Source organism: Maribacter sp. Asnod1-A12, from assembly GCF_045063735.1.
Classification (GTDB): Bacteria; Bacteroidota; Bacteroidia; order Flavobacteriales; family Flavobacteriaceae; genus Maribacter.
Window position 1 is genome coordinate 1,887,674 of sequence record NZ_JBEFNZ010000006.1, and the last position, 24,897, is coordinate 1,912,570.

General features: G+C 36.0%; 19 protein-coding genes and 1 pseudogene. 9 read left to right on the top strand and 11 right to left on the bottom strand.

Annotated features, from left to right (window positions below; translation table 11 throughout):
* The first annotated feature begins 195 nt into the window (after positions 1-195).
* The 4 genes from ACJJVP_RS08070 to ACJJVP_RS08085 all read left to right on the top strand — a co-directional run bounded on the left by ACJJVP_RS08070 (position 196) and on the right by ACJJVP_RS08085 (position 3,114).
* On the top strand, positions 196-1,338 hold the full coding sequence (locus ACJJVP_RS08070) for a P-loop NTPase (protein ID WP_405412521.1): 1,143 nt from the start codon (positions 196-198) through the stop codon (positions 1,336-1,338).
* A gap of 2 nt (positions 1,339-1,340) precedes the next feature.
* Entirely contained in the window at positions 1,341-1,580 is a 240-nt protein-coding gene (locus ACJJVP_RS08075) for a NifU family protein (protein ID WP_036156981.1), read from the top strand.
* 72 nt (positions 1,581-1,652) lie between these two features.
* A complete protein-coding gene (locus tag ACJJVP_RS08080) occupies positions 1,653-2,711 on the top strand; it encodes an NAD(P)/FAD-dependent oxidoreductase (RefSeq protein WP_405412524.1) in 1,059 nt (352 codons plus the stop codon).
* Positions 2,712-2,781: 70 nt separating this feature from the next.
* Positions 2,782-3,114 (top strand): 2Fe-2S iron-sulfur cluster-binding protein, encoded by a 333-nt coding sequence (locus tag ACJJVP_RS08085; protein ID WP_027065921.1) that lies wholly within the window; start codon positions 2,782-2,784, stop codon positions 3,112-3,114.
* A 374-nt stretch (positions 3,115-3,488) separates the two neighbouring features.
* Here the strand turns inward: ACJJVP_RS08085 and ACJJVP_RS08090 are convergent, their stop codons facing one another.
* Positions 3,489-5,228 (bottom strand): ABC transporter ATP-binding protein, encoded by a 1,740-nt coding sequence (locus tag ACJJVP_RS08090; protein WP_405412526.1) that lies wholly within the window; start codon positions 5,226-5,228, stop codon positions 3,489-3,491.
* A 184-nt stretch (positions 5,229-5,412) separates the two neighbouring features.
* On the opposite strand from ACJJVP_RS08090, the gene ACJJVP_RS08095 reads away from it, so the two are divergent.
* The 3 genes and pseudogenes from ACJJVP_RS08095 (at position 5,413) to ACJJVP_RS08105 (ending at position 9,085) form a co-directional block, all read left to right on the top strand.
* A complete protein-coding gene (locus ACJJVP_RS08095; protein WP_405412528.1) occupies positions 5,413-6,456 on the top strand; it encodes a TPM domain-containing protein in 1,044 nt (347 codons plus the stop codon).
* A 47-nt stretch (positions 6,457-6,503) separates the two neighbouring features.
* Positions 6,504-8,681, top strand: coding sequence for an acylase (locus tag ACJJVP_RS08100; protein WP_405412530.1), 2,178 nt, complete (start codon positions 6,504-6,506; stop codon positions 8,679-8,681).
* Positions 8,682-8,701: 20 nt separating this feature from the next.
* Positions 8,702-9,085, top strand: a pseudogene (locus ACJJVP_RS08105) (PH domain-containing protein).
* 5 nt (positions 9,086-9,090) lie between these two features.
* On the opposite strand, the gene ACJJVP_RS08110 reads toward ACJJVP_RS08105, so the two are convergent.
* The 7 genes from ACJJVP_RS08110 to ACJJVP_RS08140 all read right to left on the bottom strand — a co-directional run bounded on the left by ACJJVP_RS08110 (position 9,091) and on the right by ACJJVP_RS08140 (position 15,668).
* Complete coding sequence (locus ACJJVP_RS08110) at positions 9,091-9,744, bottom strand: hypothetical protein (RefSeq protein WP_405412533.1); 654 nt, start codon at positions 9,742-9,744, stop codon at positions 9,091-9,093.
* Positions 9,745-9,848: 104 nt separating this feature from the next.
* Complete coding sequence (locus ACJJVP_RS08115; RefSeq protein ID WP_405412536.1) at positions 9,849-10,916, bottom strand: dipeptidase; 1,068 nt, start codon at positions 10,914-10,916, stop codon at positions 9,849-9,851.
* 2 nt (positions 10,917-10,918) lie between these two features.
* Positions 10,919-12,031: a D-TA family PLP-dependent enzyme gene (locus ACJJVP_RS08120; protein WP_405412538.1), complete on the bottom strand. Its 1,113-nt coding sequence runs from the start codon at positions 12,029-12,031 to the stop codon at positions 10,919-10,921.
* A gap of 5 nt (positions 12,032-12,036) precedes the next feature.
* Entirely contained in the window at positions 12,037-12,498 is a 462-nt protein-coding gene (locus tag ACJJVP_RS08125; protein ID WP_405412540.1) for a RidA family protein, read from the bottom strand.
* A gap of 10 nt (positions 12,499-12,508) precedes the next feature.
* Entirely contained in the window at positions 12,509-13,825 is a 1,317-nt protein-coding gene (locus ACJJVP_RS08130) for a gluconate:H+ symporter (protein ID WP_405412542.1), read from the bottom strand.
* Between the two features lie 96 nt (positions 13,826-13,921).
* Positions 13,922-14,617 (bottom strand): aquaporin Z, encoded by a 696-nt coding sequence (aqpZ, locus tag ACJJVP_RS08135; protein WP_405412544.1) that lies wholly within the window; start codon positions 14,615-14,617, stop codon positions 13,922-13,924.
* A 151-nt stretch (positions 14,618-14,768) separates the two neighbouring features.
* A complete protein-coding gene (locus tag ACJJVP_RS08140; RefSeq protein ID WP_405412547.1) occupies positions 14,769-15,668 on the bottom strand; it encodes a metallophosphoesterase in 900 nt (299 codons plus the stop codon).
* A gap of 111 nt (positions 15,669-15,779) precedes the next feature.
* Here ACJJVP_RS08140 and ACJJVP_RS08145 point away from each other — a divergent pair, with 111 nt between their 5' ends.
* Positions 15,780-18,152, top strand: coding sequence for a GAF domain-containing protein (locus tag ACJJVP_RS08145; RefSeq protein WP_405412550.1), 2,373 nt, complete (start codon positions 15,780-15,782; stop codon positions 18,150-18,152).
* On the opposite strand, the gene ACJJVP_RS08150 is transcribed toward ACJJVP_RS08145, so the two are convergent.
* The gene (locus ACJJVP_RS08150; RefSeq protein ID WP_405412552.1) at positions 18,141-19,358 is read right to left on the bottom strand and encodes a Pycsar system effector family protein; all 1,218 of its coding nucleotides are present in this window, start codon (positions 19,356-19,358) and stop codon (positions 18,141-18,143) included. The genes ACJJVP_RS08145 and ACJJVP_RS08150 overlap by 12 nt on opposite strands.
* Before the next feature lie 57 nt (positions 19,359-19,415).
* Here ACJJVP_RS08150 and ACJJVP_RS08155 point away from each other — a divergent pair, with 57 nt between their 5' ends.
* A complete protein-coding gene (locus ACJJVP_RS08155; protein WP_405412554.1) occupies positions 19,416-23,138 on the top strand; it encodes a metallophosphoesterase in 3,723 nt (1,240 codons plus the stop codon).
* A gap of 8 nt (positions 23,139-23,146) precedes the next feature.
* On the opposite strand, the gene ACJJVP_RS08160 is transcribed toward ACJJVP_RS08155, so the two are convergent.
* Positions 23,147-24,004 carry a hypothetical protein gene (locus ACJJVP_RS08160; protein WP_405412557.1) on the bottom strand — a complete coding sequence of 286 codons (858 nt, stop codon included), beginning with the start codon at positions 24,002-24,004 and terminating at the stop codon, positions 23,147-23,149.
* Positions 23,997-24,896, bottom strand: coding sequence for an AraC family transcriptional regulator (locus tag ACJJVP_RS08165; protein WP_405412559.1), 900 nt, complete (start codon positions 24,894-24,896; stop codon positions 23,997-23,999). Before ACJJVP_RS08165 ends, ACJJVP_RS08160 begins: the two co-directional genes overlap by 8 nt.
* Between the last annotated feature and the right edge of the window lies 1 nt (position 24,897).

A 24,897-nucleotide genomic window follows, 5' to 3' on the forward strand; every position in this document is an offset into this window, starting at 1 on the left:
GGATTCTAAAGTACGTCTTTTAGAAAGTTTATGATATTTGATAAATCATAAAAAAATGTGAATTGAATTTCTGATAAAAAGAGATTCTATTTATAATGGCATATTCATTTTCAATACGCTAGCTTCCTAATCTAACAACTAAGGATTATCTTTGTAACCTACTTGCTAATAGGCGGGTTTTGAATGAATTTTAAAATGAAGATAGATAAAAAGGATGTTTTAAAGGCGTTGGAGCATATTACCGTTCCTGGAGAAGGCCAAAACATGGTAGAAAGTGGTGCAGTGACCAATATTCAAATTTTTGGTGATGAGGTAGAGGTTGATATAACTATTGCCAACCCAAGTTTACAAGCACGTAAGAAAACCGAAGTGGAGATTTTAAAAATCATCCATAAAGAGGTGTATGAAAAGGCTAAAATCAAAATAAATATTAAGGTTGATGCTCCTGCAGCCAAACCGAAAACAAATGAGATAAAAGGAAAACCTATTCCTGGTATTACCAATATTATCGCTGTTGCCTCAGGTAAAGGTGGTGTGGGTAAGTCTACGGTAACTGCTAATCTAGCGGTGACTTTAGCTAAAATGGGTTTTAAAGTAGGGCTTTTAGATGCCGATATTTACGGGCCGTCAATGCCTATTATGTTTGATGTTGCCAATGAAAAACCATTAGCGGTCAATGTAGAGGGCAAGTCTAAAATGAAGCCTGTTGAAAATTATGGTGTAAAATTATTGTCCATCGGATTCTTTACACAGCGTGATCAGGCAGTAATTTGGAGAGGGCCTATGGCGTCAAAAGCATTGAACCAAATGATTTTTGATGCACATTGGGGCGAGTTGGATTTTATGTTGATCGATTTACCACCGGGTACTGGAGATATTCATTTAAGTATCATGCAATCATTGCCTATTACGGGTGCTGTAGTTGTGAGTACACCACAAGAGATTGCACTGGCAGATGCTAGAAAAGGAGTAGCCATGTTTCAACAAGATTCTATAAATGTACCTGTTTTAGGTATTATTGAGAATATGGCATACTTTACACCGGCAGAATTACCTGATAATAAATATCATATTTTTGGTAAGAACGGAGCTAAGAATCTAGCAGAAGATTTAAATGTGCCTTTCCTTGGTGAAATGCCTTTGGTACAAAGTATACGTGAAGCTGGTGATGTTGGTAGACCAGCGGCACTACAAACAGCAACACTTGTTGAAAAGGCATTTGAAGAATTGACAAAAGAGGTAGTAAGTGAAGTGGTTTCTAGAAACAAAACAATGCCACCGACCGAAGCAATAAAAATTACGACAATGGCGGGTTGTTCGCCGGTTAACAAAAAATAGATATGACTGCAACAGAGCTTAAAGTAAATGTGGAAAAAGCATTGGAAGAAATTAGACCTTTCTTACAGAGCGATGGTGGAGATATTAGTCTTATTTCTATTGAAGATGAATCTGTAACAGTGCGTTTAGAAGGTGCATGTGTTGGTTGTAGTGTCAATCAAATGACATTAAAAAGTGGGGTAGAGATGACGATTAAAAAATACGCTCCACAGATTCAAAATGTAATTAATATAGAAGGTTAAATCTTGATAATTGTCATGATATTTAAAACAATAGATTGATAATTTTGAGAAGTATTACAAACAATTCCAGTAATGATTAAAACCGATATATTAATAATTGGAGCAGGACCTACAGGTCTTTTTGCTGTTTTTGAAGCCGGATTATTAAAACTAAAATGCCACTTAATTGATGCCTTGCCACAAGCTGGTGGGCAGTGTTCAGAGATTTACCCTAAAAAGCCTATTTATGATATTCCTGGTTTTCCAGAGGTATTGGCGGGCGATTTGGTAGATAATCTAATGGAACAGATTAAGTCTTTTCAACCAGGGTTTACGCTAGGCGAGCGTGCAGAAACAATTAAAAAATTAGATGACGGTACATTTGTGGTAACCACAAATAAAGGAACCGAGCACCATGCTCCGGTTGTTGCTATTGCTGGAGGATTGGGAAGCTTTGAACCTAGAAAACCACTATTAGATAATTTATCAAAATTTGAAGATAACGGTGTTGCTTATATGATTAAGGATCCTGAGGTGTATCGTGATAAGAAAGTAGTCATAGCTGGTGGTGGAGATTCTGCCCTAGACTGGAGTATTTTCTTAGCTGATATAGCTTCTCAAGTAACTTTGGTACATAGGAGAAACGAATTTAGAGGTGCCTTGGATTCTGTTGAGAAAGTTCAGGAATTGAAAAATTCAGGAAAATTGAACTTGATTACCCCAGCAGAAATTATAGCCCTAAATGGTGAAGAGAAATTAGAATCTGTATTAATTAGAAAGATTTCTGATGCTAAGGAAGAGATTACTTTAGAGGTCGATAATTTTATTCCTTTATTCGGACTCTCTCCAAAATTAGGTCCAATTGGCGACTGGGGATTAGAGATAGAGAAAAATGCTATTAAAGTAGATACGTTCGATTATCAAACCAATATTCCAGGAATATATGCCATAGGTGATGTAAATACATACTCAGGCAAATTAAAACTAATTCTTTGTGGTTTCCATGAAGCAACGTTAATGTGCCAAAGTGCCTTCCAAAGAATTTATCCAGATAAAAAGTATGTCATGAAATATACTACCGTAGGTGGTGTAAGTGGTTTTGACGGAACCAAAAAAGAAGCGCCAAAAGCAGTAGTGAAAGCGATAGAATAAATAAACTAAAATGTCATCCTGAGCGCAGTCGAAAGGCTACAATGCTATAAGTTTGAAAAATTATTATTGAATGACCGATATCAAAATAAAAATAACAGACCGCGATGGAGTGTTGCACGAGATAGATGCCCCGACTGATATGAACATGAATCTAATGGAGGTAGTTCGTTCTTATGAACTTGCGCCAGAAGGTACAATTGGTATTTGTGGAGGAATGGCTATGTGTGCTTCGTGTCAATGTTATGTATTATCAGACACAGAACTTCCAGAAATGGGAGATGATGAAGAAGCTATGTTATCAGAGGCTTTCAATGTAAAAGATAATTCACGCCTTGGCTGTCAATTACATATCACCGAAGATATGGACGGACTAGAAGTAGAGCTTGCACCAGAAGAGCTATAAACGTCATTGTTAAGAAACGAGATGTAATCGAAACTAACGCAGCTATCTGCTGAATTAATTTTAAAAGCTCGTGTTAGTCTAATGTTGGAAAATAAATTTTTATTTTCCAACAGCCAACAGCCAACAGCCAACAGCCAACAGCCAACAGCCAACAGCCAACAGCCAACAGCCAACAGCCAACAGCCAACAGCCAACAGCTATGTGTTCCATTCGCTTTGACGAAGGTATTATTGTTGCCGTCAATGCGAGAAGCATTTCGCGCCGAAGCAATCTGCTAAATTTGTGTTCCTAAGTTTTCGATTACCCTAATAACAACAATTATTTTAATTTTCCAACAACGAACAACGAACAACGAATAACGAACAACAGCCAACTTATATCCTAGCCTGGTACGTAAACAAGTTATGGTATCTGCCTTCTTTTGCAATCAGTTCTTCATGGGTTCCTTGTTCTGCAATACGTCCGTTTTCAATAACTAAAATCTGATTCGCTTTTCTAATAGTGCTTAATCTGTGGGCAATGACGAAAGTTGTTCTTCCTTTGGTAAGTTCGGCTAAACTCTTTTGAATTAAAGCTTCACTTTCGGTATCAAGGTTAGAGGTAGCTTCATCTAAAATTAATATTCTTGGATTTGCTAAAACCGCACGAGCGATAGCAATACGTTGTCGTTGACCTCCAGATAATTTTACACCACGCTCACCAATAACAGTAAGTAATCCATCTTCAAATCTATCTGTAAACTCATCAACATACGCTGCTTTAATAGCGGCTTGTAATTCTTCTTCAGAAGCATCTGGTCTAGGGAAAAGTATATTTTCTCTAATTGTGCCTTCAAATAGAAAATCGTCTTGCAATACCACACCTAAGTATTGTCTAAAGCTGGTGAGGTCAACTTTTGATAAATCTGTACCGTCTATAGTAATCTCTCCGGAATCAGGATTCAAGAAACTTGCTGCCAAACCTGCGATTGTAGATTTACCAGAGCCAGAACTTCCAACTAAAGCAATAACATCTCCAGATTTGGCTTCAAAACTGATGTTGTGCAATACATCTTTGTCTTCTTCATAGGCGAATGATACATCCTTGAAAACCATATCACCTTTAATGTTAGAAAGTGTAATGGTTCTATCCTTTTCATCAGATTCAGAAACCTTGTTCATTAACTCTTCGGTACGGTCTAAACCCGCTAAAGCTTCAGTCAATTGGCTTCCTATATTACTCATTTGTACAATTGGTGCCACCATAAGGGCGAGAAGAAAAGTAAACTCAAAATACTCGCCGGTAGTCAATTCGCCTTGCATCATTTTATAACCACCAAAGCCCATCATAATTCCGGTAGTTGCCAGTCCTAATAAAAAAGTAGAAGCGCTGGTCATAAATGCGGTAGCAGTCAAACTCTTTTTTACATTTTGGTATAATCGGTCTACACCTTCTTCAAAAACTTTACTTTCTTGACCTTCGGCGTTAAATCCTTTTATGACACGAATTCCGCCAAGTGTTTCTGTTAATCTGCCTTTAACTTCGGCATTAATTTTACCACGTTCCCTAAAAACAGGTCTAATAATTTTAAATGCCTTTAGAGCGATGAATGCAAAAAGTATTAAAGGAACAAAGGTTAGAAGCGTCATAGTAGGGCTAATTCTTAGTAACAGCACAAGAGACACTACGGCCGTAATGGTACCACCAACAAGTTGTACGAGTCCTGTGCCGATTAAGTTTCTAACCCCTTCAACATCGCTCATGATTCTGGAAACTAAAGAGCCGGATTTTGTGTTGTCAAAAAAGCGAATAGGTAGTGAAAGTACCTGTTTTTGTACCTGTGCGCGAAGTTCGGAAATCATGTATTGCGCCTGAATACTAAGAACTTTGGTCAGTAAAAATGACATTACCGCTTGTACCAAAAATGCAAAAATCACCACTGCAACTAATATTTTTAATAGGTCGTAATTCTTATTAGGTATGATGTCATCTAAGAAGTACCGTAGAGATACCGGCGCAACAAAACTTGCAGCTTTACTGATTACAATAAGCAATAAGCCCAGCAAAACCAATTTTCTACGAGGCCAAATGATAGTTTTGAATGCGGTTAGAATACTTACTTTTTTTTCTGCCATAGGGGTTTACTCTTACTAATTACTGGTTAAAATACTATTGTCCGGTTCAGCGCAGTCGAGACCGACCGGAAATGAATTGCAAGTTACTTCAATTCTAAAGTTTTACCGAATCTAGAATAGGTTTTGATATTGGCTATGAGTATCGATAAAGGTTTTTATATTTGAGTATCCTGATTAACTGCCAATGCTTAAAAAAACCATTTTTCTTTTTTTATTAGTTACGTTTTATGCGAATGCACAAGAGCAGTACTATGATTTGCGTGATTTTGTAACGGATAGTGCGGGTATTTTTACTTCAAGTCAAGTTGTAGAATTAAATCAGCGGTTAGTTGATTTTGAAAAAGGCACAACTAATCAATTGGTCATTGTTACTATAGATGAATTAGGTTTTAATACGATTGAAACGTATGCAAATGGTCTTTTCAATCAAAATGGTATTGGTCAAGAAGGAAAAGATAATGGGTTGTTGATATTATTTTCTAAAAATGATAGGGAAGTAAGAATTGAAGTAGGCTATGGCTTAGAACCCTATATTACAGACGCCGTTGCGTCAAGAATTATTAGAAATACGATGATTCCTAATTTTAAAGAAGAGGCGTATTTTACGGGTATTAATGAGGCTGGTAATCAACTCATAGAATTTCTTAATAATCCAGAAGCACTTGACGAGTTTAAACAAGAGATTGCAGATGAAGATTCTAAAGAGAAGTTATATACGAATATATTTCTTGGTATATTTTTCTCCATATTTGTAGGGGTTGGTAGCTTTTTCTTTCTTAAAAGCTATGTCAATGTTATTGAGGTTTTTAGAGGGGTACTCATGGGTAAATTAGGGGTGTTGCCTGGGGTGTTTATGCTTTTGGCAGGATCCTTTTCAAGTGTTTTCGGTTTGGTATTTGCAATTGTTCCTCTAATTATAGGCTACAGTATTTATATGTCCAATTCCCAGGCTGCAGCTTTTATTTTTGATGAACCCAGTCTTTTACTGTGGTTACTTCTTCCTTTTTTTGGCATAGCCGCAGTCATAGCATATATAAAACTTAAGATTTCTGGTAAAGAAGATTTGAGCATTTCTTGGATCAAAAATGACAAATCTTATTACAGAAAAACATTCTCGTCTTCTGGAACGCATTCCTTTAGTTCGGGCAGTAGTTCATCTAGCGGTGGCAGCTCTTTTTCCGGTGGCGGAGGAAGTTCTGGCGGTGGAGGATCAAGCGGAAGTTGGTAAATTTCAAGTACATTTATACATCTCAAGAATTTATTAAAATAGTAGCTATGAGCAGAATTATTTATTTGTTGGCATTTGTATTGGTTTTATCATGTAAGACTAATAAGCCAGAGAAGGGTGAAATAGAAAAATGGGAAACCCAAGCTGCGAATGTTGAAATAATAAGAGACGATTTTGGAGTACCTCATATTTATGGTAAGACAGATGCTGATGCAGTTTTCGGGTTGTTGTATGCCCAATGCGAAGATGATTTTAATCGTGTGGAGCAAAACTATATTTGGGCAACAGGTAGGTTGGCAGAAGTAGATGGCGAAGAAGCGTTGTATAGTGATTTACGTGCGAAGCTATTTATGACAGAAGAAGAGGCCAAAGCAAATTATGAAAAGAGTCCCGCTTGGTTGAAAGAATTATGTGATGCCTTTGCCGATGGGGTGAATTATTATTTATACACGCACCCAAAAGTAAAACCGAGATTGTTGACTCATTTCGAACCTTGGATGCCAATGTACTTTAGCGAAGGATCTATTGGCGGAGATATTGAGCGTATTTCAACAAAGAAGATAGCCGCTTTTTATGATAGCAATATGGCTTTGCCAGAAATGGAAGCGATACAGTTGCAAAAAGAAAAAGAAGTAGAAGAGCCACAAGGGTCTAACGGTATTGCTATTTCAGGTAAGTTAACCCAATCTGGTAATCCATTATTATTAATCAATCCGCATACCTCGTTTTATTTTAGGGGAGAAGTTCATGTAGTTTCTGAGGAAGGATTAAATGCTTATGGAGCGGTAACGTGGGGTCAGTTTTTCGTTTACCAAGGATTCAATGAGAAAACCGGATGGATGCATACATCAACTTATACAGATGTCATGGATGAATTCAAGGAGACAATAGTTAATAACGATGATAATTTATTCTATCAATATGGAGAAGAATTACGACCCGTACAATCATCTGAGATAGTGTTGAAATATCTAGATGGTAAAAAGTTTAAAGAGAAAAAATACCCGGCATATAGAACCCACCACGGACCAATAACACACGTTGCCGAAGGGCAATGGACGGCATCTGCCATGATGTGGGAACCGGTAAAAGCATTAGAGCAGTCATTCATCCGCACAAAGCAAAATGGTTATAAAGGTTTTAGAGAAATGATGGATATCCGTACCAATTCCAGCAACAATACGGTGTATGCAGATGCGGAAGGAAACATCGCTTATTTTCATGGTAATTACGTTCCAAAACGAGATGTTCTATTTGATTATACAGAACCGGTCGATGGTAGTGATCCTAAAACAGATTGGCAAGGTTTGCATACGGTAGATGAAAATATCTTAGTTCTCAACCCAGAAAATGGATGGATACAAAACTGTAATTCTACACCTTATACATCGGCTTTAGAATTTAGCCCTAAAAAAGAGGACTACCCAAATTACATGTCTAAAGACCAAGAGAATTTTAGAGGGGTACATGCAATAGAATTATTAACGGATAGAAAAGGATATACCGTAGATAGCTTAATTCAATTAGCGCATGACCCATATTTACCAGCTTTCAAAGCGTTGATACCTGGTTTGGTGAAAACCTATTATTCTGATGACGACCAAAATCCGAAGTTAAGAGAACCAATTAAGATCCTCGAAGATTGGGATTATACCACTGGCGAAGATCAAGTAGCTATGACTTTGGCACATTTTTATGGTACAGCTATGGGTAAAAGAGCAAAACACCCAGAAAATATCAGTGATATGGAACGCATGACCTATTTCGGTACCCATACAGAAGAATCGTTGAAAGTTTTTGAAGAAGTAATAGATCAATTAACAGCCGATTTTGTTACTTGGAACATACCTTGGGGAGAGGTCAATAGATATCAAAGAATTACGGGGGATATCGTTCAACAATTTGATGATTCTAAGCCTAGCATCCCAATTGGTTTTGCTTCAGGAAGGTGGGGAGCTTTGGCTGCATATGGAGCACGTTATAAAACAGAAGGGGCAAAAAAATTATATGGTACAAGAGGTAATAGTTTTGTGGCGGTCGTAGAATTTGGTGATACCGTAAAAGCTAAAAGTATGTTGGCTGGTGGGCAAAGTGGAGATCCATCTTCTCCACATTTTGATGATCAAATTATTAGATATAAAAATGTAGATTGGAAAGAAGTACCTTATTACCGCGAAGATGTTTTGAAAAGAGCGGAGGAGACCTATGTTCCGGGTAAGAGGTAAATTGATAAAGAAGATAAATTATGGGCTTATTGAACAAAATATTAGGTAACGCTAGCGAAGTTTCTACAGAGCAATTGTTACAAAAATATGGAAGATTACTTGTTGAAGGTGAGCAAATAGAACTGGGTTTTTCTTTACTGCGAGATGTTTTTATGTTTACTGATAAACGATTAATATTGATATTGATAGATATACAGGGCATTACAGGGAGTAAAGTTGAATACAAATCTTTACCTTATAAAAATATCTCAAGATTTTCTTTAGAGACTTCAGGAACTTTTGATTTGGATGCCGAATTAAAAATCTAGATATCAAGTGAAAATGTACCTAGTGTAAGTAAGAAATTCAATAAGAGTATTGATGTTTACGAAGTACAGCACTATTTGGCAAATAAGATTATGTAATACTATTACATAGATTCTTTCGTAACGATTAAAGTCGCCTTAGAACCAGCAGATAATAACCATTTATTTGAATATATCAATTCTCCTTTATCATTGTAAATATCTACCTGTGCGGTATTTGGTGCTGAAGAGCCATGGTTTAGTGCCTCGAAGTCTAAGCGATTAAAACCGTCTTGCAGGTCAACATTAATTCCTTTAAAAGCACCTGTTAATAGTAGGTTCTGTTCTACCACCATATCGTTCATGTATATTTTTACACGATCACCGTCTACATATTCATGATCTCTGCAAACGATACCAATAAATTTACCGCTACTTTTTACATCACCTAAATATTGGTCAGCAAAGAACTGTCCAGAACCACTTAATCGCTCACCTGGGCCAATGCGTGGATCAATTTTCATACCTGTACCTGCTTGTACGAGTTCTTCATCAGCTAACATTTTTACAGGGTTAGGTGCTGTCATGTCTATACTAGGTTGTTCTTTGATTAAATTAGGCATGTTCAGAACCGATCCCGAACTTGGAGTTCCATTGGAATTAACGGGGTTTACTTTGTCAATTTTAAGTGGTTTTGAGGTAGGTAAATCTGTTTGCGCAGAAACCTGTACCGCAGAAAAGCAGAACAATACTATAAAAAGAAATAAAAGGTTTCTCATCTAATCTTTAATATGATGAAATAAAGATAACAAATACCCTGCCATGGGTACTTAAGGCTTCGTTAAAAAACTGTCGATGCCTTAATTATTCGATGAACGATGGCTTAAGAGGGTAAATTTCGTCTTAAAAAGTCAATGAAATTACCGTTCATAATTTTTTCAATATCCGATTGCGCATAACCTCGATTTTCTAACAGTCCGGTCATTTTCTGTAAATCTGCTATGGTATCCACATCTGCAGGACCTTGTTCTTTTCCAAATCCGCCATCAAGGTCAGAGCCTATACCCACATGATTCGCATTACCCGCTAATTGGCAAATATGGTCAATATTATCTAGTATCTGCTGTAGACTTACGTTCGCAGATTGCGGAGTGGAAACACCTCTCTCCCAAGTTGGTGTCATCATCCAAGCATCAAGAACAACACCTATAACCCCTTTTCTACCTATGATTTCTTTCAACTGCTCATCGGTAAATTGTCTGTGATGGTCAACTAATACCCTGCAATTATTATGGCTTGCCCATAACGGACCGTCATAATTAACCATCGTTTCCCAAAAACTAAGGTCGCACAAATGAGTAACATCTAGTATGATACCTAATCGTTCAATTTCTTTTAGAAGTTCTCTTCCTTTCATTCCGATTCCGCCTACTGAATTTGTGCCGTGAGCATAAGTACCCGGACCATAATGTGCCGGACCAATAGCTCTTAAGCCTGAATCATATGCTTTTTGTAGGTATGAAATATCAACGATAGAATCTGCACCCTCAAGACTAAGTAAGTAGCCAATAGGCTTTTTTTCTTCATCCGTTTGCCAAAGAGCTAAATGGGCATCAAGTTGGCTTTTGTTGGTAATCTGAACCATTTCACAGGCTTCTTCCATGCTTTTGTACCACGCTAATTGCCCTTGCGTGTGTGCCCATGCCTGTTGGGGAGATTTCCAACCTGGTAGGGTGTTGTCTTTATGGACATAACGAGCAATTTGCGTCGCCATACAGAGTCCGACATTCCCTTTTCTCATCGCTTCTAAAGAAACGGTATTATTGCCACGACCAGGTTTGTCGGTTAAACCTTGTTCACTTTTTCTAATTTCTTCAATAGACCAAGTAAGGTCGCGATTCCAGTCCATGGCATTCATAGAAAGGTCTAAATGGGCATCGAATATAAACATGCTTAAATAGTAGATTTTTGAGTTCTGGCAGTTACTGGCCAGTAATCGATAACGGCATTATTTTTTATCACGGTAAGTGTGTCATATTTCACCACAGTAGGGCAAATATGTCTAGGTATGGCGTAATGATCATCACCAACCTCTGGTATGGTTAAATCATCATACTCTACCACCAAATGCTCTTCGGACTGACTTATTTGTTTACTGTGTTTTAAGTCTAAAAACTCAATTCTAGGAAAAGGCATTTCAGGGGCAACTGATTTATGACCCAAGTCAAAACATAAAATGCCAGTAGTTGGTTTGCTAATTATTCTTGTAAACAATACTGCAGCTGGCAAAAAGCCCATTTCCGGAAATTGGTTTCCATAACCAGAATCCCAAAGGAGAGTGGTGCCGGGGCTGGCATCTACATCTTTTCGTTTACAGTGAAAAGGGAAAGTAGGAGAACCTCCAGCTACAATTTTTGGGCTAGGTATATTTCTATTTTCAATACTCTTCTTTAAGTCGATTACCGCTTCAAAAGCTGTATTACATTCTTGTTCTCGTTTAACGGGGTCCGAATTACGAAGATGACCGTCATAAACATGTAAACCTTCAGCAATTAAAAATTCATTTTCATGTAATAGAGTGTACAATTCTAGAGCATCGTGGTCTGGTATGATTCCCGTTCTATTCATACCATTATTGATATCTACCCAAAGCGGAATTTTAATGTGATGAGATTTTGCAAGTGCACTAAGAATTTTAAGCGTTTTAGAATTATCTACAAGGGTCGAGAACTTCGTGCTTGGGTGTTTTTTAATCAATTCAATAAAACGCTGTGCATTAGCACCAACGGGTTGCATCGCTAATAATACGTCAACGGCATCGCAGTTACCAAGTAGTTCAGCTTCAGCAATAGTAGCGCATTTAAATTTTTGTATTCCCTTTGCCATTTGCATGTTGATAATATTGGCGTTTTTATAGGTTTTTACATGTGGGCGTAGCCGATTTACATCACCGGTCATAGAAATCATCATATCGATGTTATGCTGAACTCTATCTGGATACACCAATAAAGAGGGGGAAATAACTCCGGCTGTTTTATCTATAGAATACCAATTTTCGTTTGCCATAACTGTTAATGATGTAGTTCAAAATGAGCTTCAATTTCAACAGGAATTCCACCGGGTAAAATCATACCAACGGCACTACGAACACCAACACCATTATCAGGTCCAAAAATATCTGCTATGAGTTCACTAAAACCATTAATGACAAAAGGTTGTTGACCAAAATCAGGAGTGGAATTCACCATTCCCAAAGTTTTTACAATTCTTTTAATTTTATCGATATCGCCAAAATGAGTCTGAATCGTAGAAAGCATGGTCAATGCAACTTGCCTTGCAGCAATTTTAGCCTCCTCCATAGTCATATCATGACCAGCTCTACCGACAATCAATGAACCATCATTTTGCATAGGACCCTGACCAGAAATATATAGAAAATGGTCAACGACTAAAACAGGTTTATATAAACCTGCAGGTGGTGGAGCAGGTGGTAAAATCAATCCCAATTCTTTAATTCTTTCAGATGGCTTCATTTGTATTTTTTTATATAAAAGTATTTAAAACAAGAACACCTATCAATCCCATAACACCAACTGTTGTTTCCATAACTGTCCAACTTTTTAAGGTGTCATTTACAGAAAGATTAAAATATTCCTTGAATAACCAAAAACCCGTGTCATTAACATGGGATAACATTAAACTACCAGAACCAATTGCCAATACCATTAACTCTGGGCTTACGCCAGTACCTTGAACAAGTGGTAAAACTATACCTGCCGCAGTTAAGCCTGCAACAGTTGCCGACCCGACACAAACTCTAATGGCAGTAGCAATTAACCAAGCAAGAATTAGTGGAGAAATAGAAGATTGCTCTAAGATTGCACCAATATAAGTGCTTACGCCGCTATCTATTAATACCTGTTTTAATGCACCAGAGCCAGCAATAATGAGAAGTACCATAGTAATACCTGTAATTGCACTACTAACAGAATCCATGACCTCTTTCATACTTTTTCCTTGACCTAAACCCAAAGTATAAATGGCAACTAAAACGGCAATAAGCATGGCAATAGCTGGATTACCCATAAAAACTAAAATTTTGGTAAGAAAGAAATCTGCAGGGAGTAAAAGCTGAGCTAATGCAGCAACTGCAATAAGAATAACAGGTAAAAGTGCACTGATAATGCTATTCGTCATACTGGGCATTTCATCTTCCTTTAAAACTACAGGGTTTAGAAATTCTTTAAGTGGTGTGGCGTTAATTCCTTTTAAGGTTCTTGAAAGTAATGGTCCGGCAACGATTATTGCGGGTATGGCTACTATGATGCCGTACAATAAAGTTTTACCGATATCAGCGTTGAACATGGTTGCAAGAGCCGTTGGTGCTGGGTGTGGAGGCAAATAACCATGTGTTACTGATAAGGAAGCTAGCATTGGTAAGCCTACATATAAAAGTGGTAGACCAGTTGCAGCGGCGATAGTGAAAACTAGAGGGACTAAAATGACAAAACCTACTGAGTAAAACATGGGTATACCCACTATAAAACCTGTCAATACTACAGCCCATTGAATGTTCTTTTTTCCAAATTTCTCTACTAATTTGGTCGTAATTTTTTGAGCGGCACCACTATCGGCAACCAACTTGCCTAGCATAGCACCGAGACCTAAAATGATAACAAGAAATCCTAAAATATTACCGATACCTTTTTGAATAGAGTCGACCACACTAATGGGTTCCATACCTTCAGCGATACCAACGAATAAAGAAACGATGATAAAGGTGATAAAAGCATTGAGTTTAAATTTTGCAATGAGAATAAATAGGAGAAGAATTCCTAGAATAACAATAAATAAAGGCATATTTGAATCGAGTTAGTTTAGTTGATTCTCTAAATATACCATAAAAAAAAGGCTCATCATATTTTATGTAATACGATGAGCTTATTCTTTAAAATTCTATAATTTATCTGTCATTTCCGGTGAAATAGCTTTGTAAACTAATCCAGCTAAAATTGCGCCTACGATAGGTGCTAGCCAGAATAACCAAAGTTGATCTAAAGCCCAATCCCCAACAAAAAGAGCTTGGCTCGTACTACGCGCAGGGTTAACCGATGTATTGGTAACAGGTATTGTAATCAAGTGAATAAGAGTAAGACAAAGTCCGATTGCTAAACCGGCAAATCCTCTCGGTGCTTTTGTATAAGTAGAGCCTAAAATAACAAATAAGAATATGAAGGTCATTACAACCTCAATAATCAACGCAGAAGTCATACCGTATCCGCCTGGTGAATGCTCGCCATAACCGTTAGATGCGAATCCGCCTAAAACGAAATCTGTTTTTCCCGAAGCTATTAGAAAGAGTATGATAGCGCCTGCGATACCACCCATAACCTGTGCGACAATGTATGGAAAAACATCTTTGCCATCAAAACGCCCGCCGACCCAAACACCAATTGTTACTGCAGGGTTCAAATGACAGCCAGAGATGTGACCAATAGCGTATGCCATAGTAACGACTGTTAAACCGAAAGCTAAAGATACCCCGACAAAGCCAATACCCATTTCTGGAAATCCTGCGGCAAGCACGGCACTACCGCAACCACCTAATACAAGCCACAAGGTGCCAATAAATTCTGCAATAAATTTTTTCATTTTATAAGGTTTAATAGATTGTATTTATTTAGAAACCAAAACCTTACTTAAGTCACATCTTTTGTAGATATTTTATTGTTAAAATAAAAAAAATTGTAATTGATAATACTTAAAAAAAGAAGATATATTTTATGATATAAATGATTCTTAATTATTTTTTATTAATGTAATCTAATAGTTTTTGTGGACCTTCCAATAAAATACGAACCACGCGTAGTGTGCCGTCATCGGTAGTGTTTATTTGCCATTTTATTAAAGAAATACATCCTTTTTCAATTTCAATTCCGGTAATGCTTCTTGGATGAACACAACTGCCATCGTTAAAAAGGGGGATGTCACCAGGCTCAGGAAAACGAGGTCTATGAGTATGACCGACTACTGTAACTTTTAAATTATTTTTTAATATCCATTTTTTTATTCGACGTTCTACTTTAATAAGTTCAGTATAATTTTTAGCTGGAGAGGTTGGATCGGCAATACCCCAAACTTGAAGGGGTTTCCAGAGTATTCTAACTAAAAATCTGCCAACGCGCCAGAATCGATAGTTCCACCAATCTGCTTGGTGCCCATGGGTTAGAAAAATCTCTTGTTGTGTTTCTGTGTGTTTTAAAATAAGAGCTTCATGGTACTTGATGCCCTCAAAAAGTGATTTATCCTTATCGTCAATGGGCTCAAAATAACTGGAAAGGTTTTTTCTAACATAGGCTTCATCTTTATAGACCATATCATGATTGCCCCAAATCATATGTAACCTATGTTCTAAATGAAATTGTTTTAAAAGTTTAAAAACGTTTTTATGAGCTTCAAAAATAGATTCAAAATAAATGTTCTCCCAAAGTTCGTCGCCATCACCAAGTTCACAATAATCAAACCCCTCGGAATGATAAAATTTTAAGGCGTGAAAATAAATGTTTCTGTTATTGGCAAAATCATCAGCAAAACTATTATCGCCTCTGTGGCAATCGCTGAAAAGTATAAATTTTGAGGTATCGTCAAACGGAATAACCTTAGCATTTTTATAAGCTCTTGTAAGTCTGCTATCCGATGACATTCTGTATTTTTCGCTAAATATCCGAAAATCCCGTTGATCATAAGAACTTAGTAAGCTAAAAAACTGGTTGGGTTTTGTAACTTTACACCAAAAATGTAGACTAAATAGGTCATGGGAAAGTTCGATAGAAAGATTATGCCGGTTAAGCACCTTATAAGTTTTGAAAAACTTCTACAGAAGTATGATGAACATTTAGAGGGTGATGATCCTTTTTTAGCAGCTACGGCAGAGCGAATTCTGGCTGTAGAAAAAGGATTTCCTGAATTACGAGATGGTTTTTCCGATTTTACTCTTTTAGAGAAAAATATTGGTCTAATTGAACATATTTTACAAGATACCTTTACAGAGGCTTTAAGTGGTAATGAGATAAAAGTTGCTACGTTACCTTATCAAGACATAATCATTAAGTCTTCTAAACGCTTTCAGAATATAATTCAAGAAGCTGGTGATGATTACGTACCAGAATTGAGAAATGTTGGCGAGGATATGGATTATATCATGAGCTGTGTAGTTGTTTTAAATTATTATTACGGTTACCATTTAGATTTTAGTCGTCCTTATTTTTATGATATTCCAGATGCTAATGGCGTAATGCGTCATTATCGTATTTTGTATAATGCCGATTTTATAGATATTATACCTACCGATAAAGCAAAGAAAATTACCCAAGAAGATGTAGATGAGCTTTTAGCGAATCCTAATGATGCGTCTCTTTGGATGGAAAAAATTCCTCCTGAAAGTTTTATCAGCAAAGGTTTTGTAATTGCCAATTTGTTCGATGTTACGATGGAGCAGGCAATTTCAAACATTAAATCAAAATTGATTTCTAAGGATACTTTGCAGCCTGTTAAATTTATGAATGACTTACAGGAAACTTTTAAGTCTTTTTTCAGGTTACCAAATATAAAGGTTGGTTTTGCTGCATTTGATGCAAAAAAAGATCAATTTGAAGAGGTTACCGGTATTGGTTTCGAGAGTTTTCTTTTAAGAGGTGAACATGCAATTGATTGTAAAAGTGCCTTATGTGAAGACTCTTACGATAAGCTAATAGATCATAATTCATATTTTACAATTGCAGATATGGATCGCATGGTTAAAAAATCGGATGGTATGCAGCCTTATAAAGGTTTAAAAGAGCAAGGGGTGCAGAGTGCGATTTTTGCCCCTATTGCTTCTGAGAATAATCTTTTAGGTGTTCTTGAAATTGTTTCTGAAAAGAAAGGTGTGCTTAATGGTGTAAACGCTCAAAAATTAGATGATGTTTTGCCGTTTATAGTTTCTGCAGTGGTTCGAGCTAAAATAGAAGAAGATAACCGAATTGATGCTATTATACAGAACGAGTGTACATCGGTTCATTCGTCTGTATATTGGAAATTTAAAGAGGAGGCAAAGAAATTCATAGTTGATCAAACTGAAGGTAGATCACCATCTTTTAAAGAAATTGTTTTTAAAGATGTATACCCTCTATTCGGTCAAATAGATATCAAAGATTCTTCGCATGCTAGAAATTTAGCTATTCAAAGAGATTTAATGATTCAATTATCTGAAATTGATAATGTACTCCATATCGCAACAAAGAAATGGAAGTTACCTATTTATGAGGAATTGATTTTTAGGGTAAACAATCATTTAGAAAGTATAAAGGAAATGCTTTATACAAATAGTGAGCAAGCTATTTTTGACTTCGTTAACGAAGAGATTTCTCCGGTATTTGAACATTTGAAAAAATCTGATAAAAATATAGAAAATCATATTTTGGCTTATGAGTCTAAAATAGATATGGGTACAGGTTCTTATTATGATCATAGAAAGAACTATGACGAAAGTGTAACCTTGATCAATAAAAAATTATCTGCTGTTATTGATAAAAGACAAGAAACGGCTCAAGCTATGTTTCCTCATTTTTATGAGCGTTACAAAACAGATGGTGTAGAACATAACTTATATATTGGATCTTCAATATCAGAAAATAAGGAGTACAATTCTTTGTATCTTAACAATCTAAGGTTGTGGCAATTACAGGTAATGTGTGAAATGGAAAACGCTCATTATTCCTTAAAGCCAAAGTTACCCGTACCGTTAGATGCAGCATCTTTAATATTAGTATACAACACATCGCTATCTATTCGTTTTAGAATGGATGAAAAACAATTTGATGTAGATGGTACTTATAATGCGCGTTATGAGGTAATCAAAAAAAGAATTGATAAATCTTTTATAAAAGGTACAGATCAGCGCTTAACTCAAAAAGGAGTTCTCTCTATAGTATACTCCCAAAAGAAAGACGAACTAGAGTATTTAAGATATATTAAATTTCTTAGGTCTAAGGGTTGTTTTACGAATAAGGTCGAAATTGTAGAATTAGAGGGTTTGCAAGGCGTGTCTGGGTTGAAAGCAATACGCGCAGAAATTTTATATAAGAGAGAGCAAGAGCCAGAAAAGACGTATACCTATCAAGATTTAATGGATGCTTTAAAAGAATAAAACCTGACTTAATAGTTCTATTTTACGGTCTGGACCAAAAAATTTGAACGAAACAGCAAATGCTATTACTGAAAGAATCATACCGATCATGAATATAGTATAGGTCCATCGTAAAAGAGAATATTTCCTGTTCAATACTACTCCAAGAAAATAAAGATCCTTGGTTAAAGAATTGTATATATAATTTTTGTCTTTAAGCATTTCTTTAATTGCCCATTCATATTCACTTAATGCCATTTTATGAAAGTTTCCGAAGAATAATAAATTCACATTTTTGTTGGCTACATCATCTTTTGTAAACTCTCCACTGGTAACATTAGGTCTTGTAGCTAAAACAGCAAGTACCATAGACACTACACTGAAAAATACAAATATTACCGTAGGGTAAATTAGATAATCATTAGAGGGGTTGTCTAGTTTTGGAATGAGATTTGACAATGCTAATGAAATAATAATAGCATTTACAGATAATAAAATGTTCGCCTTGGTATCGGCAATATCGCTGAGTGTAATATGATTTTTTAATGTAACTCGGTATAAGGTTTGAATACCGCGATCTGGACTTTCACTTTTAAATTGGGCTTTTAGTTTTTCTTTTTTTGCAAGTTTTTTTTCAGATTTTTTGTCTTTTACAAGTTTCCTTAAATTTTTGTCTTTTTTTTCAAGCCAGTTTTCTTTTGCGTAATCGGTATAATATTGATGGTCGGTTCTAAAAACCTGAATATTAAGTTCTAACCAATCTTTTTGAGTATAGTTTTTGATACCGAGTAACCTTAGTTCTTCTCGTAATAAATCAGAAGTTTCTAAATAACTACTTTGAGCGAAATGAGAAGAGTCGGCATCGCGTATAATTTCATCCATCAAATTAGTAGGCTTGGCGTTCCATTTCGTGGCACGAATGCACGTTTTAACTTTATCTATATTTTGCTTGTCATACCCATGTGCGGTTAAAAATTCTTCTGCAATTTCACAGCTACTTTCTTCATGTTCATTTATTCCCTTAGTGTACCCGGTATCGTGTAACCAGGCTACTAATACTAAAAGTTCCTTATCCTGTTCGGGCAGAGAACATGATTCCAGTAATTGTTTAGTACTTTTAACGACTCTTTGGGTGTGTCTTAGATTATGGTATAAGAACTTCTTATCTAAATGATTGGTAAGTAAGTCAACTACATACTGTTGTGTGCTATCTAAGATATCTGACATAGAAAATATTGGTTAGAATTATCCAAATTACAAAAATTTAAAGAGGGCAACGTTACTATGAAAAAAATATATGCATATCTATCACTTTTTATATTTATAACTAGCTGTGCTACATATAATACCAAATATGTAGATGAAAAATATGCTATAGATGTAAATGATACAAAAGAAATTTCTCATACATTCTATTTAATTGGAGATGCAGGATTATCTCCTATGGGAGAAATGAATTCAGCGTTGAAACTTTTTAAAGAAAGACTAGATAAAGCTGATAAGAATAGTACCGCTATATTCTTAGGTGATAATATTTATCCAGCTGGTTTACCTGACCCCAAAGACTCAACTGTAGCATATAGAACGGCCAAGAATCATTTAGATGCACAATTAAATACACTGAATGATTTTAAAGGAAGACCACTTTTTATACCAGGTAATCATGATTGGTATACCGAAGGTTTGGTAGGGCTTGAGCGAGAAGAAGATTATATTAAAAAGGTTTTAAAAGAAAAGGAAAAAAATCCTTTTTTACCAGAGAACGGTTGTCCAATAGATGTAGTTGAAATTGGTGACGATATCGCTATTATAACAATTGACTCAGAATGGTATCTAACCAATTGGGACAAGCGACCGGATATTAATGATAAGTGCGATATAAAAAGTAGGGAAAAGTTTTTCTTGGAACTTGAAGATACAATTAAAGACTATAGGGGTCGTACAACCGTAATTGCTATGCACCACCCAACGAATAGCTATGGCGAGCATGGAGGTCATTACTCTATGAGAAAACAATTTTATCCTAAAAAAATGGCTGTGCCTTTACCAGTTTTAGGAACTTTTGTAAATGTGTTAAGAAGTACTTCGGGTGCATCTATAGAAGATGGGAATAATAAGCGTTATAGAGAGTTAATGAATAGGGTAACAACCTTGGCACAATATTCTGATCGTGTAATTTTTGCATCTGGTCATGAACATACATTGCAATATATTGTTGAAAATAACACTCCGCAGATTGTAAGTGGGTCTGGTGCAAAAAAAGGCTTCACAAAATTATTGAACGGTTCTCAGTTTAATACAGGTAAAATGGGGTATGCCACTTTAGAAGTCTATAAAGATGGTTCTTCTAGAGTTCGGTTTTATGGTGTGGACGATAATGATAACGAAGAGTTTTTGTTTACCAATGAAGTTCTGCCACCAACTAAGAAAGAATATGTTGGGGAATTTACCGGTCAATTTCCAGATAGTGTGAGCGCATCTGTTTATACGAAAGATGAAATTGACAAAAGTGGTTTTTATAAAGGAATCTGGGGAGACCGTTACCGTAAATATTATGGTACAGAGGTAAAAGTGCCAACTGTAAATTTGGACTCATTAATGGGAGGCTTAGAGCCTATTAAAAAAGGTGGCGGACACCAATCTAAATCATTGCGTTTACGTGCCAAAGATGGTAGAGAATATGTAATGCGAGCCTTAAGAAAAAGTGCGGAATTATATTTGCAGTCCATGGCTTTTCAAAATCAATATGTGCTTGATGATTTAAAAGAAACCTATACTCAAGAAATATTACAGGACTTTTATACGGGATCACATCCTTATGGTCCATTTACCACAGCAGGTCTATCTGATGCAGTTGGTATTTATCACACCAATCCTGTTTTATACTATGTGCCTAAACAACCCGCTTTAAAGGAATTTAATGAGACTTTTGGTGATGAATTATATATGATTGAAGAGCATACCGGTGATGGTCATGGAGATTTAGCAAGCTTTGGATATTCAGACAATTTAACGAGTACCGACGGTATGCTTGAAGACCTTCGTGATGATGAAAAGTACGAAGTAGATAAAGACCTTTATTTGAGAGCACGACTTTTTGATATGGTTCTAGGTGATTGGGATCGACATGTTGATCAATGGAGATGGGCAGAATTTAAAAACGAGGAGAAAGGTAAAATTATATATAGACCAATACCTAGGGATCGTGATCAGGTATTCTCAAAAATGGGAGATGGGGCGTTAATGAAAATAGCTACCCGTATTATACCAGGTTTAAGGCTTATGGAAGGTTTTAATGAAGATATTAGAAGTGTAAAGGGCTTTAATTCATCTCCAATGACCTATGTTTTGGATTTGACATTATTGGGTGAAACAGAGAAAAGTCAGTGGATAGCGCAGGCTAAATATTTACAGGAAAACTTAAAACCTAGTGATATTGATGAGGCATTTAAATCTTTTCCTGTAGAAGTGCGCGATAAAACAGTGGATGAAATCAAAGAAATTCTACTTGCACGTTTAAGTCACATTCAAGAAACTGCTAATGAGTATTATCAGATATTGAATAAATATGCTGTAGTTGCAGGTACCGATAAAGATGATTGGTTTGAGATTAATAGATTAAATGATGAAGAAACTGAAGTAAAAGTATTTAGAAACATTGGAGATAAGAAAAAGCGTTTGTTTTACTACAAGGTATTCACAAAAGAAGATACGAAAGAACTATGGGTATTTGGTTTAGATGACGATGATATTTTCGAGGTTAAAAATCCGTATAATTACTCTGGTGTAAAAGTTAGAATTATCGGTGGTCATAATAATGATATATATAGGGTTGAAGAAGGTAAGAATGTGGCTTTATATGACTTTAAGAGCAAGAATAACACGTTTGAGCAAACAGGTGGTGCGAAAGTTAAATTGTCAGATGATTACGCGCTTAATACCTATCAACCACTTAAATTAAGAAATAGCTTTAATCAAATTATACCCACCATTGGTTATAACCCAGATGATGGTGTTAGGATAGGATTTGTAAATACCTACACCTATAATGGTTTTAGGCAAAATCCTTTTACACAGCAACACACCTTCGCAGCATCTTATTATTTCGCTACAAGCGGATTTGATTTTAAATATCAAGGTGAATTTGCACATGTATTCGAGAATTGGAATGTGGAGCTAAAAGCAAGATTTACGAGTCCGAATTTTGCTATCAATTTCTTTGGATTTGGAAATAATACAGAGAATTTTGATGATGATTTGGGGCTAGATTACAACAGGGTAAAACTTAGGCAAATAGATTTTTCGCCATCATTGGTATGGAGAGGTCAATTGGGAGCGAAAGTAAAATTAGGTCTATCATATGAAAATATAAGTGTTGAAGAAACCAATGACAGATTTATAAACACCTTTTATCAGCAAAATGGTGAGGAGACCAATAGTGACTTTGTGGGGGCACATGCTACCTATTCTTATGAAAATAAAGATAATGAAGCGTTCCCGACTTTGGGAATGTCATCATCATTAGAGGCAGGTTTCAAAGAGAACCTTTCAAAAGAAGGTGGTAGTTTTGGGTATATAATACCTAGCCTAGGTTTTGATTATAAATTAATACCCAATGGTAGATTGGTGCTGGCTACCAAATGGAAGGCGCATTTTAATATTGGTAATGAATACGAATTTTATCAAGCAGCAAGTATTGGTGGTCTAGACGGCCTGCGAGGATTTAGGAATCAACGTTTTACTGGTAAAACATCTTACTATCAAAATACCGATATAAGATTTAGTTTAAAAAAGAAACGTACCAGATTATTGCCAACGGCAATGGGTCTTTTTGGAGGATTTGATTATGGTAGAGTTTGGATGCCAGAAATGAGTTCTGGTCGTTGGCACACTTCGTATGGCGGAGGGTTCTTTTTAAATGCCTCTGATATCATTTCTATAAATACTGCCATCTTCGCTAGTGAAGACGGACCAAGATTTACCTTTGGACTAGGTTTTGGATTTTAAAAAGTGATTTAATTTAAAGAATAGGTGTAAAGGTTGCCACCTTCTCCGTGTGCTTTTTCATCAGAGATAAGTAAGGTGCCGTCATTAAGGAAACAAACCGATTCTAATTGGGAACGTGCTCCTAAATCAATTTCTTGCATGTTGCCCTTGGTGAAATCATCCCAAGTAAAATCTGTAAATACAAAAAGTTTCCCATAACTGAGCGCTATGATTTTATCACCTTTAGGCGAGATATCTATAGAGGTTATCTGGCAAATTTTCCAATCTGAACAAGGTGTAAACGAACCAACAAGTGTTGCTTTATATGCTCCTTTGGTATCGGGTACAGAATAAATATGAGCTTCTCCAGTAAACGATTTTGATCTGTTTTTGGTTACGATGAAGATTTTATTTCCATGGTGAAATATGGCTTCGGAATCATAAAAATAAGCATCTTTCTTTGGTGGAAATTCTTTTTGGTCGGGGTAGTAAAGTTCAATTTTTTCTGCGTCTATTTTATCTCCGGGTTCAATAGTTGGGTTTGGCAGTTTCAGGATTTCTAAATTCTTTCGTTCATTGGCATTGTTGCCAATATCAGCAATGTAAAGATTGCCAGCGGTATCTATTGTAAGGTCTTCCCAGTCATGGTTTTTGCCATTTTTGACCTCTAAACTTTTAAGGATTTTACCTTTAAAATTTACCTGGTAGATTTCATCCTTGTTGCCGGAATCTTCAATAGCCCATATTGTAGAGTCATTATAAGTTGCCAATCCAGAATTTTCAGATAAACTACTTGGCAAATCTGCAATTACTTTTAGTTGTCCGTAATTTGAACATGAAGTAAGAATAGAAATTAAAAGGAATGTGGTTAATATTATTTTACTCATCTTGGTCAGTTAATGGCATGAATACTTCTGCTTTCCAGCGCAAAGCGTCTCCGCCCATATTCGGGTTATTAAAAAAGAATTCAATCGGCTTAGGATTCACTGTAATATTCTTTTCTTTTGCATAATCTAATAATGTATACCAAGCCCTGTCTGAGGTCATATAATTACCATTATAAATTGCTTTTAAAGATTTTACACCTATAAATTCTTTGTAAATAAGGTCTTTAATAGCTGGTAGGGAGTCGGTTTTTATGATAGGATAACAGAAGTTGAAACTAAGACTGTCATTTTCAATATTCCACTTTGTAGTTTCAATAAAAGGTACGCCATTTACTTGAATTTTATTACTTGCAACAACAGAATTTATGAAAGGGTAGCTTTTCATCATACCAAAGGCTTTATTACTTTGAAGGGTTTTATGCTCAACACAGGCGCAGTATGTAGAAGGTAGTTGTTCTTCACCTATAAAAGTAACCTTGAATTCTTTTTTGTGTGCATTTAAGTTTTCTATAAAATCGGTAACCGTTTTTCGAGTTTGTTTTTCAAAATTAGTGTCGGAAAAAGGAACGGCTAGTTTGTTTGCAAAGCTATGTTGTATATCTTTTACATCTATAACCAATTGCGATGTTGAATCGTTAATAGGTTTAGCGTACCAGGTATAAATATGTGTAGAGTCTCCTGATGCAACCATTTGCTCTAAATGTGCAAGGTCTTTAATTTGACGAATAGAGGCTTCGGGCAGAGTATTGTTCCATGCTTTTAAAGCTTGGTTGATTGTACCGATATTTGCCTTGGCTACAACCCTTATTTGATAGTCTTGTGGTTTTATGAAAAAATACCAGAGTAATGCAATGGCAATAATCGCTATCGTTATGGTAATGCCTTTTCTCATG

What these genes read in the sequence shown, in the direction of transcription:
- ACJJVP_RS08070 (WP_405412521.1), top strand. Translation starts at nt 196, where the DNA reads ATGAAGATAGATAAAAAGGATGTTTTAAAGGCGTTGGAGCATATTACC.
- ACJJVP_RS08075 (WP_036156981.1), top strand. Translation starts at nt 1,341, where the DNA reads ATGACTGCAACAGAGCTTAAAGTAAATGTGGAAAAAGCATTGGAAGAA.
- ACJJVP_RS08080 (WP_405412524.1), top strand. Translation starts at nt 1,653, where the DNA reads ATGATTAAAACCGATATATTAATAATTGGAGCAGGACCTACAGGTCTT.
- ACJJVP_RS08085 (WP_027065921.1), top strand. Translation starts at nt 2,782, where the DNA reads ATGACCGATATCAAAATAAAAATAACAGACCGCGATGGAGTGTTGCAC.
- ACJJVP_RS08090 (WP_405412526.1), bottom strand. Translation starts at nt 5,228, where the DNA reads ATGGCAGAAAAAAAAGTAAGTATTCTAACCGCATTCAAAACTATCATT.
- ACJJVP_RS08095 (WP_405412528.1), top strand. Translation starts at nt 5,413, where the DNA reads ATGCTTAAAAAAACCATTTTTCTTTTTTTATTAGTTACGTTTTATGCG.
- ACJJVP_RS08100 (WP_405412530.1), top strand. Translation starts at nt 6,504, where the DNA reads ATGAGCAGAATTATTTATTTGTTGGCATTTGTATTGGTTTTATCATGT.
- ACJJVP_RS08110 (WP_405412533.1), bottom strand. Translation starts at nt 9,744, where the DNA reads ATGAGAAACCTTTTATTTCTTTTTATAGTATTGTTCTGCTTTTCTGCG.
- ACJJVP_RS08115 (WP_405412536.1), bottom strand. Translation starts at nt 10,916, where the DNA reads ATGTTTATATTCGATGCCCATTTAGACCTTTCTATGAATGCCATGGAC.
- ACJJVP_RS08120 (WP_405412538.1), bottom strand. Translation starts at nt 12,031, where the DNA reads ATGGCAAACGAAAATTGGTATTCTATAGATAAAACAGCCGGAGTTATT.
- ACJJVP_RS08125 (WP_405412540.1), bottom strand. Translation starts at nt 12,498, where the DNA reads ATGAAGCCATCTGAAAGAATTAAAGAATTGGGATTGATTTTACCACCT.
- ACJJVP_RS08130 (WP_405412542.1), bottom strand. Translation starts at nt 13,825, where the DNA reads ATGCCTTTATTTATTGTTATTCTAGGAATTCTTCTCCTATTTATTCTC.
- aqpZ (WP_405412544.1), bottom strand. Translation starts at nt 14,617, where the DNA reads ATGAAAAAATTTATTGCAGAATTTATTGGCACCTTGTGGCTTGTATTA.
- ACJJVP_RS08140 (WP_405412547.1), bottom strand. Translation starts at nt 15,668, where the DNA reads ATGTCATCGGATAGCAGACTTACAAGAGCTTATAAAAATGCTAAGGTT.
- ACJJVP_RS08145 (WP_405412550.1), top strand. Translation starts at nt 15,780, where the DNA reads ATGGGAAAGTTCGATAGAAAGATTATGCCGGTTAAGCACCTTATAAGT.
- ACJJVP_RS08150 (WP_405412552.1), bottom strand. Translation starts at nt 19,358, where the DNA reads ATGTCAGATATCTTAGATAGCACACAACAGTATGTAGTTGACTTACTT.
- ACJJVP_RS08155 (WP_405412554.1), top strand. Translation starts at nt 19,416, where the DNA reads ATGAAAAAAATATATGCATATCTATCACTTTTTATATTTATAACTAGC.
- ACJJVP_RS08160 (WP_405412557.1), bottom strand. Translation starts at nt 24,004, where the DNA reads ATGAGTAAAATAATATTAACCACATTCCTTTTAATTTCTATTCTTACT.
- ACJJVP_RS08165 (WP_405412559.1), bottom strand. Translation starts at nt 24,896, where the DNA reads ATGAGAAAAGGCATTACCATAACGATAGCGATTATTGCCATTGCATTA.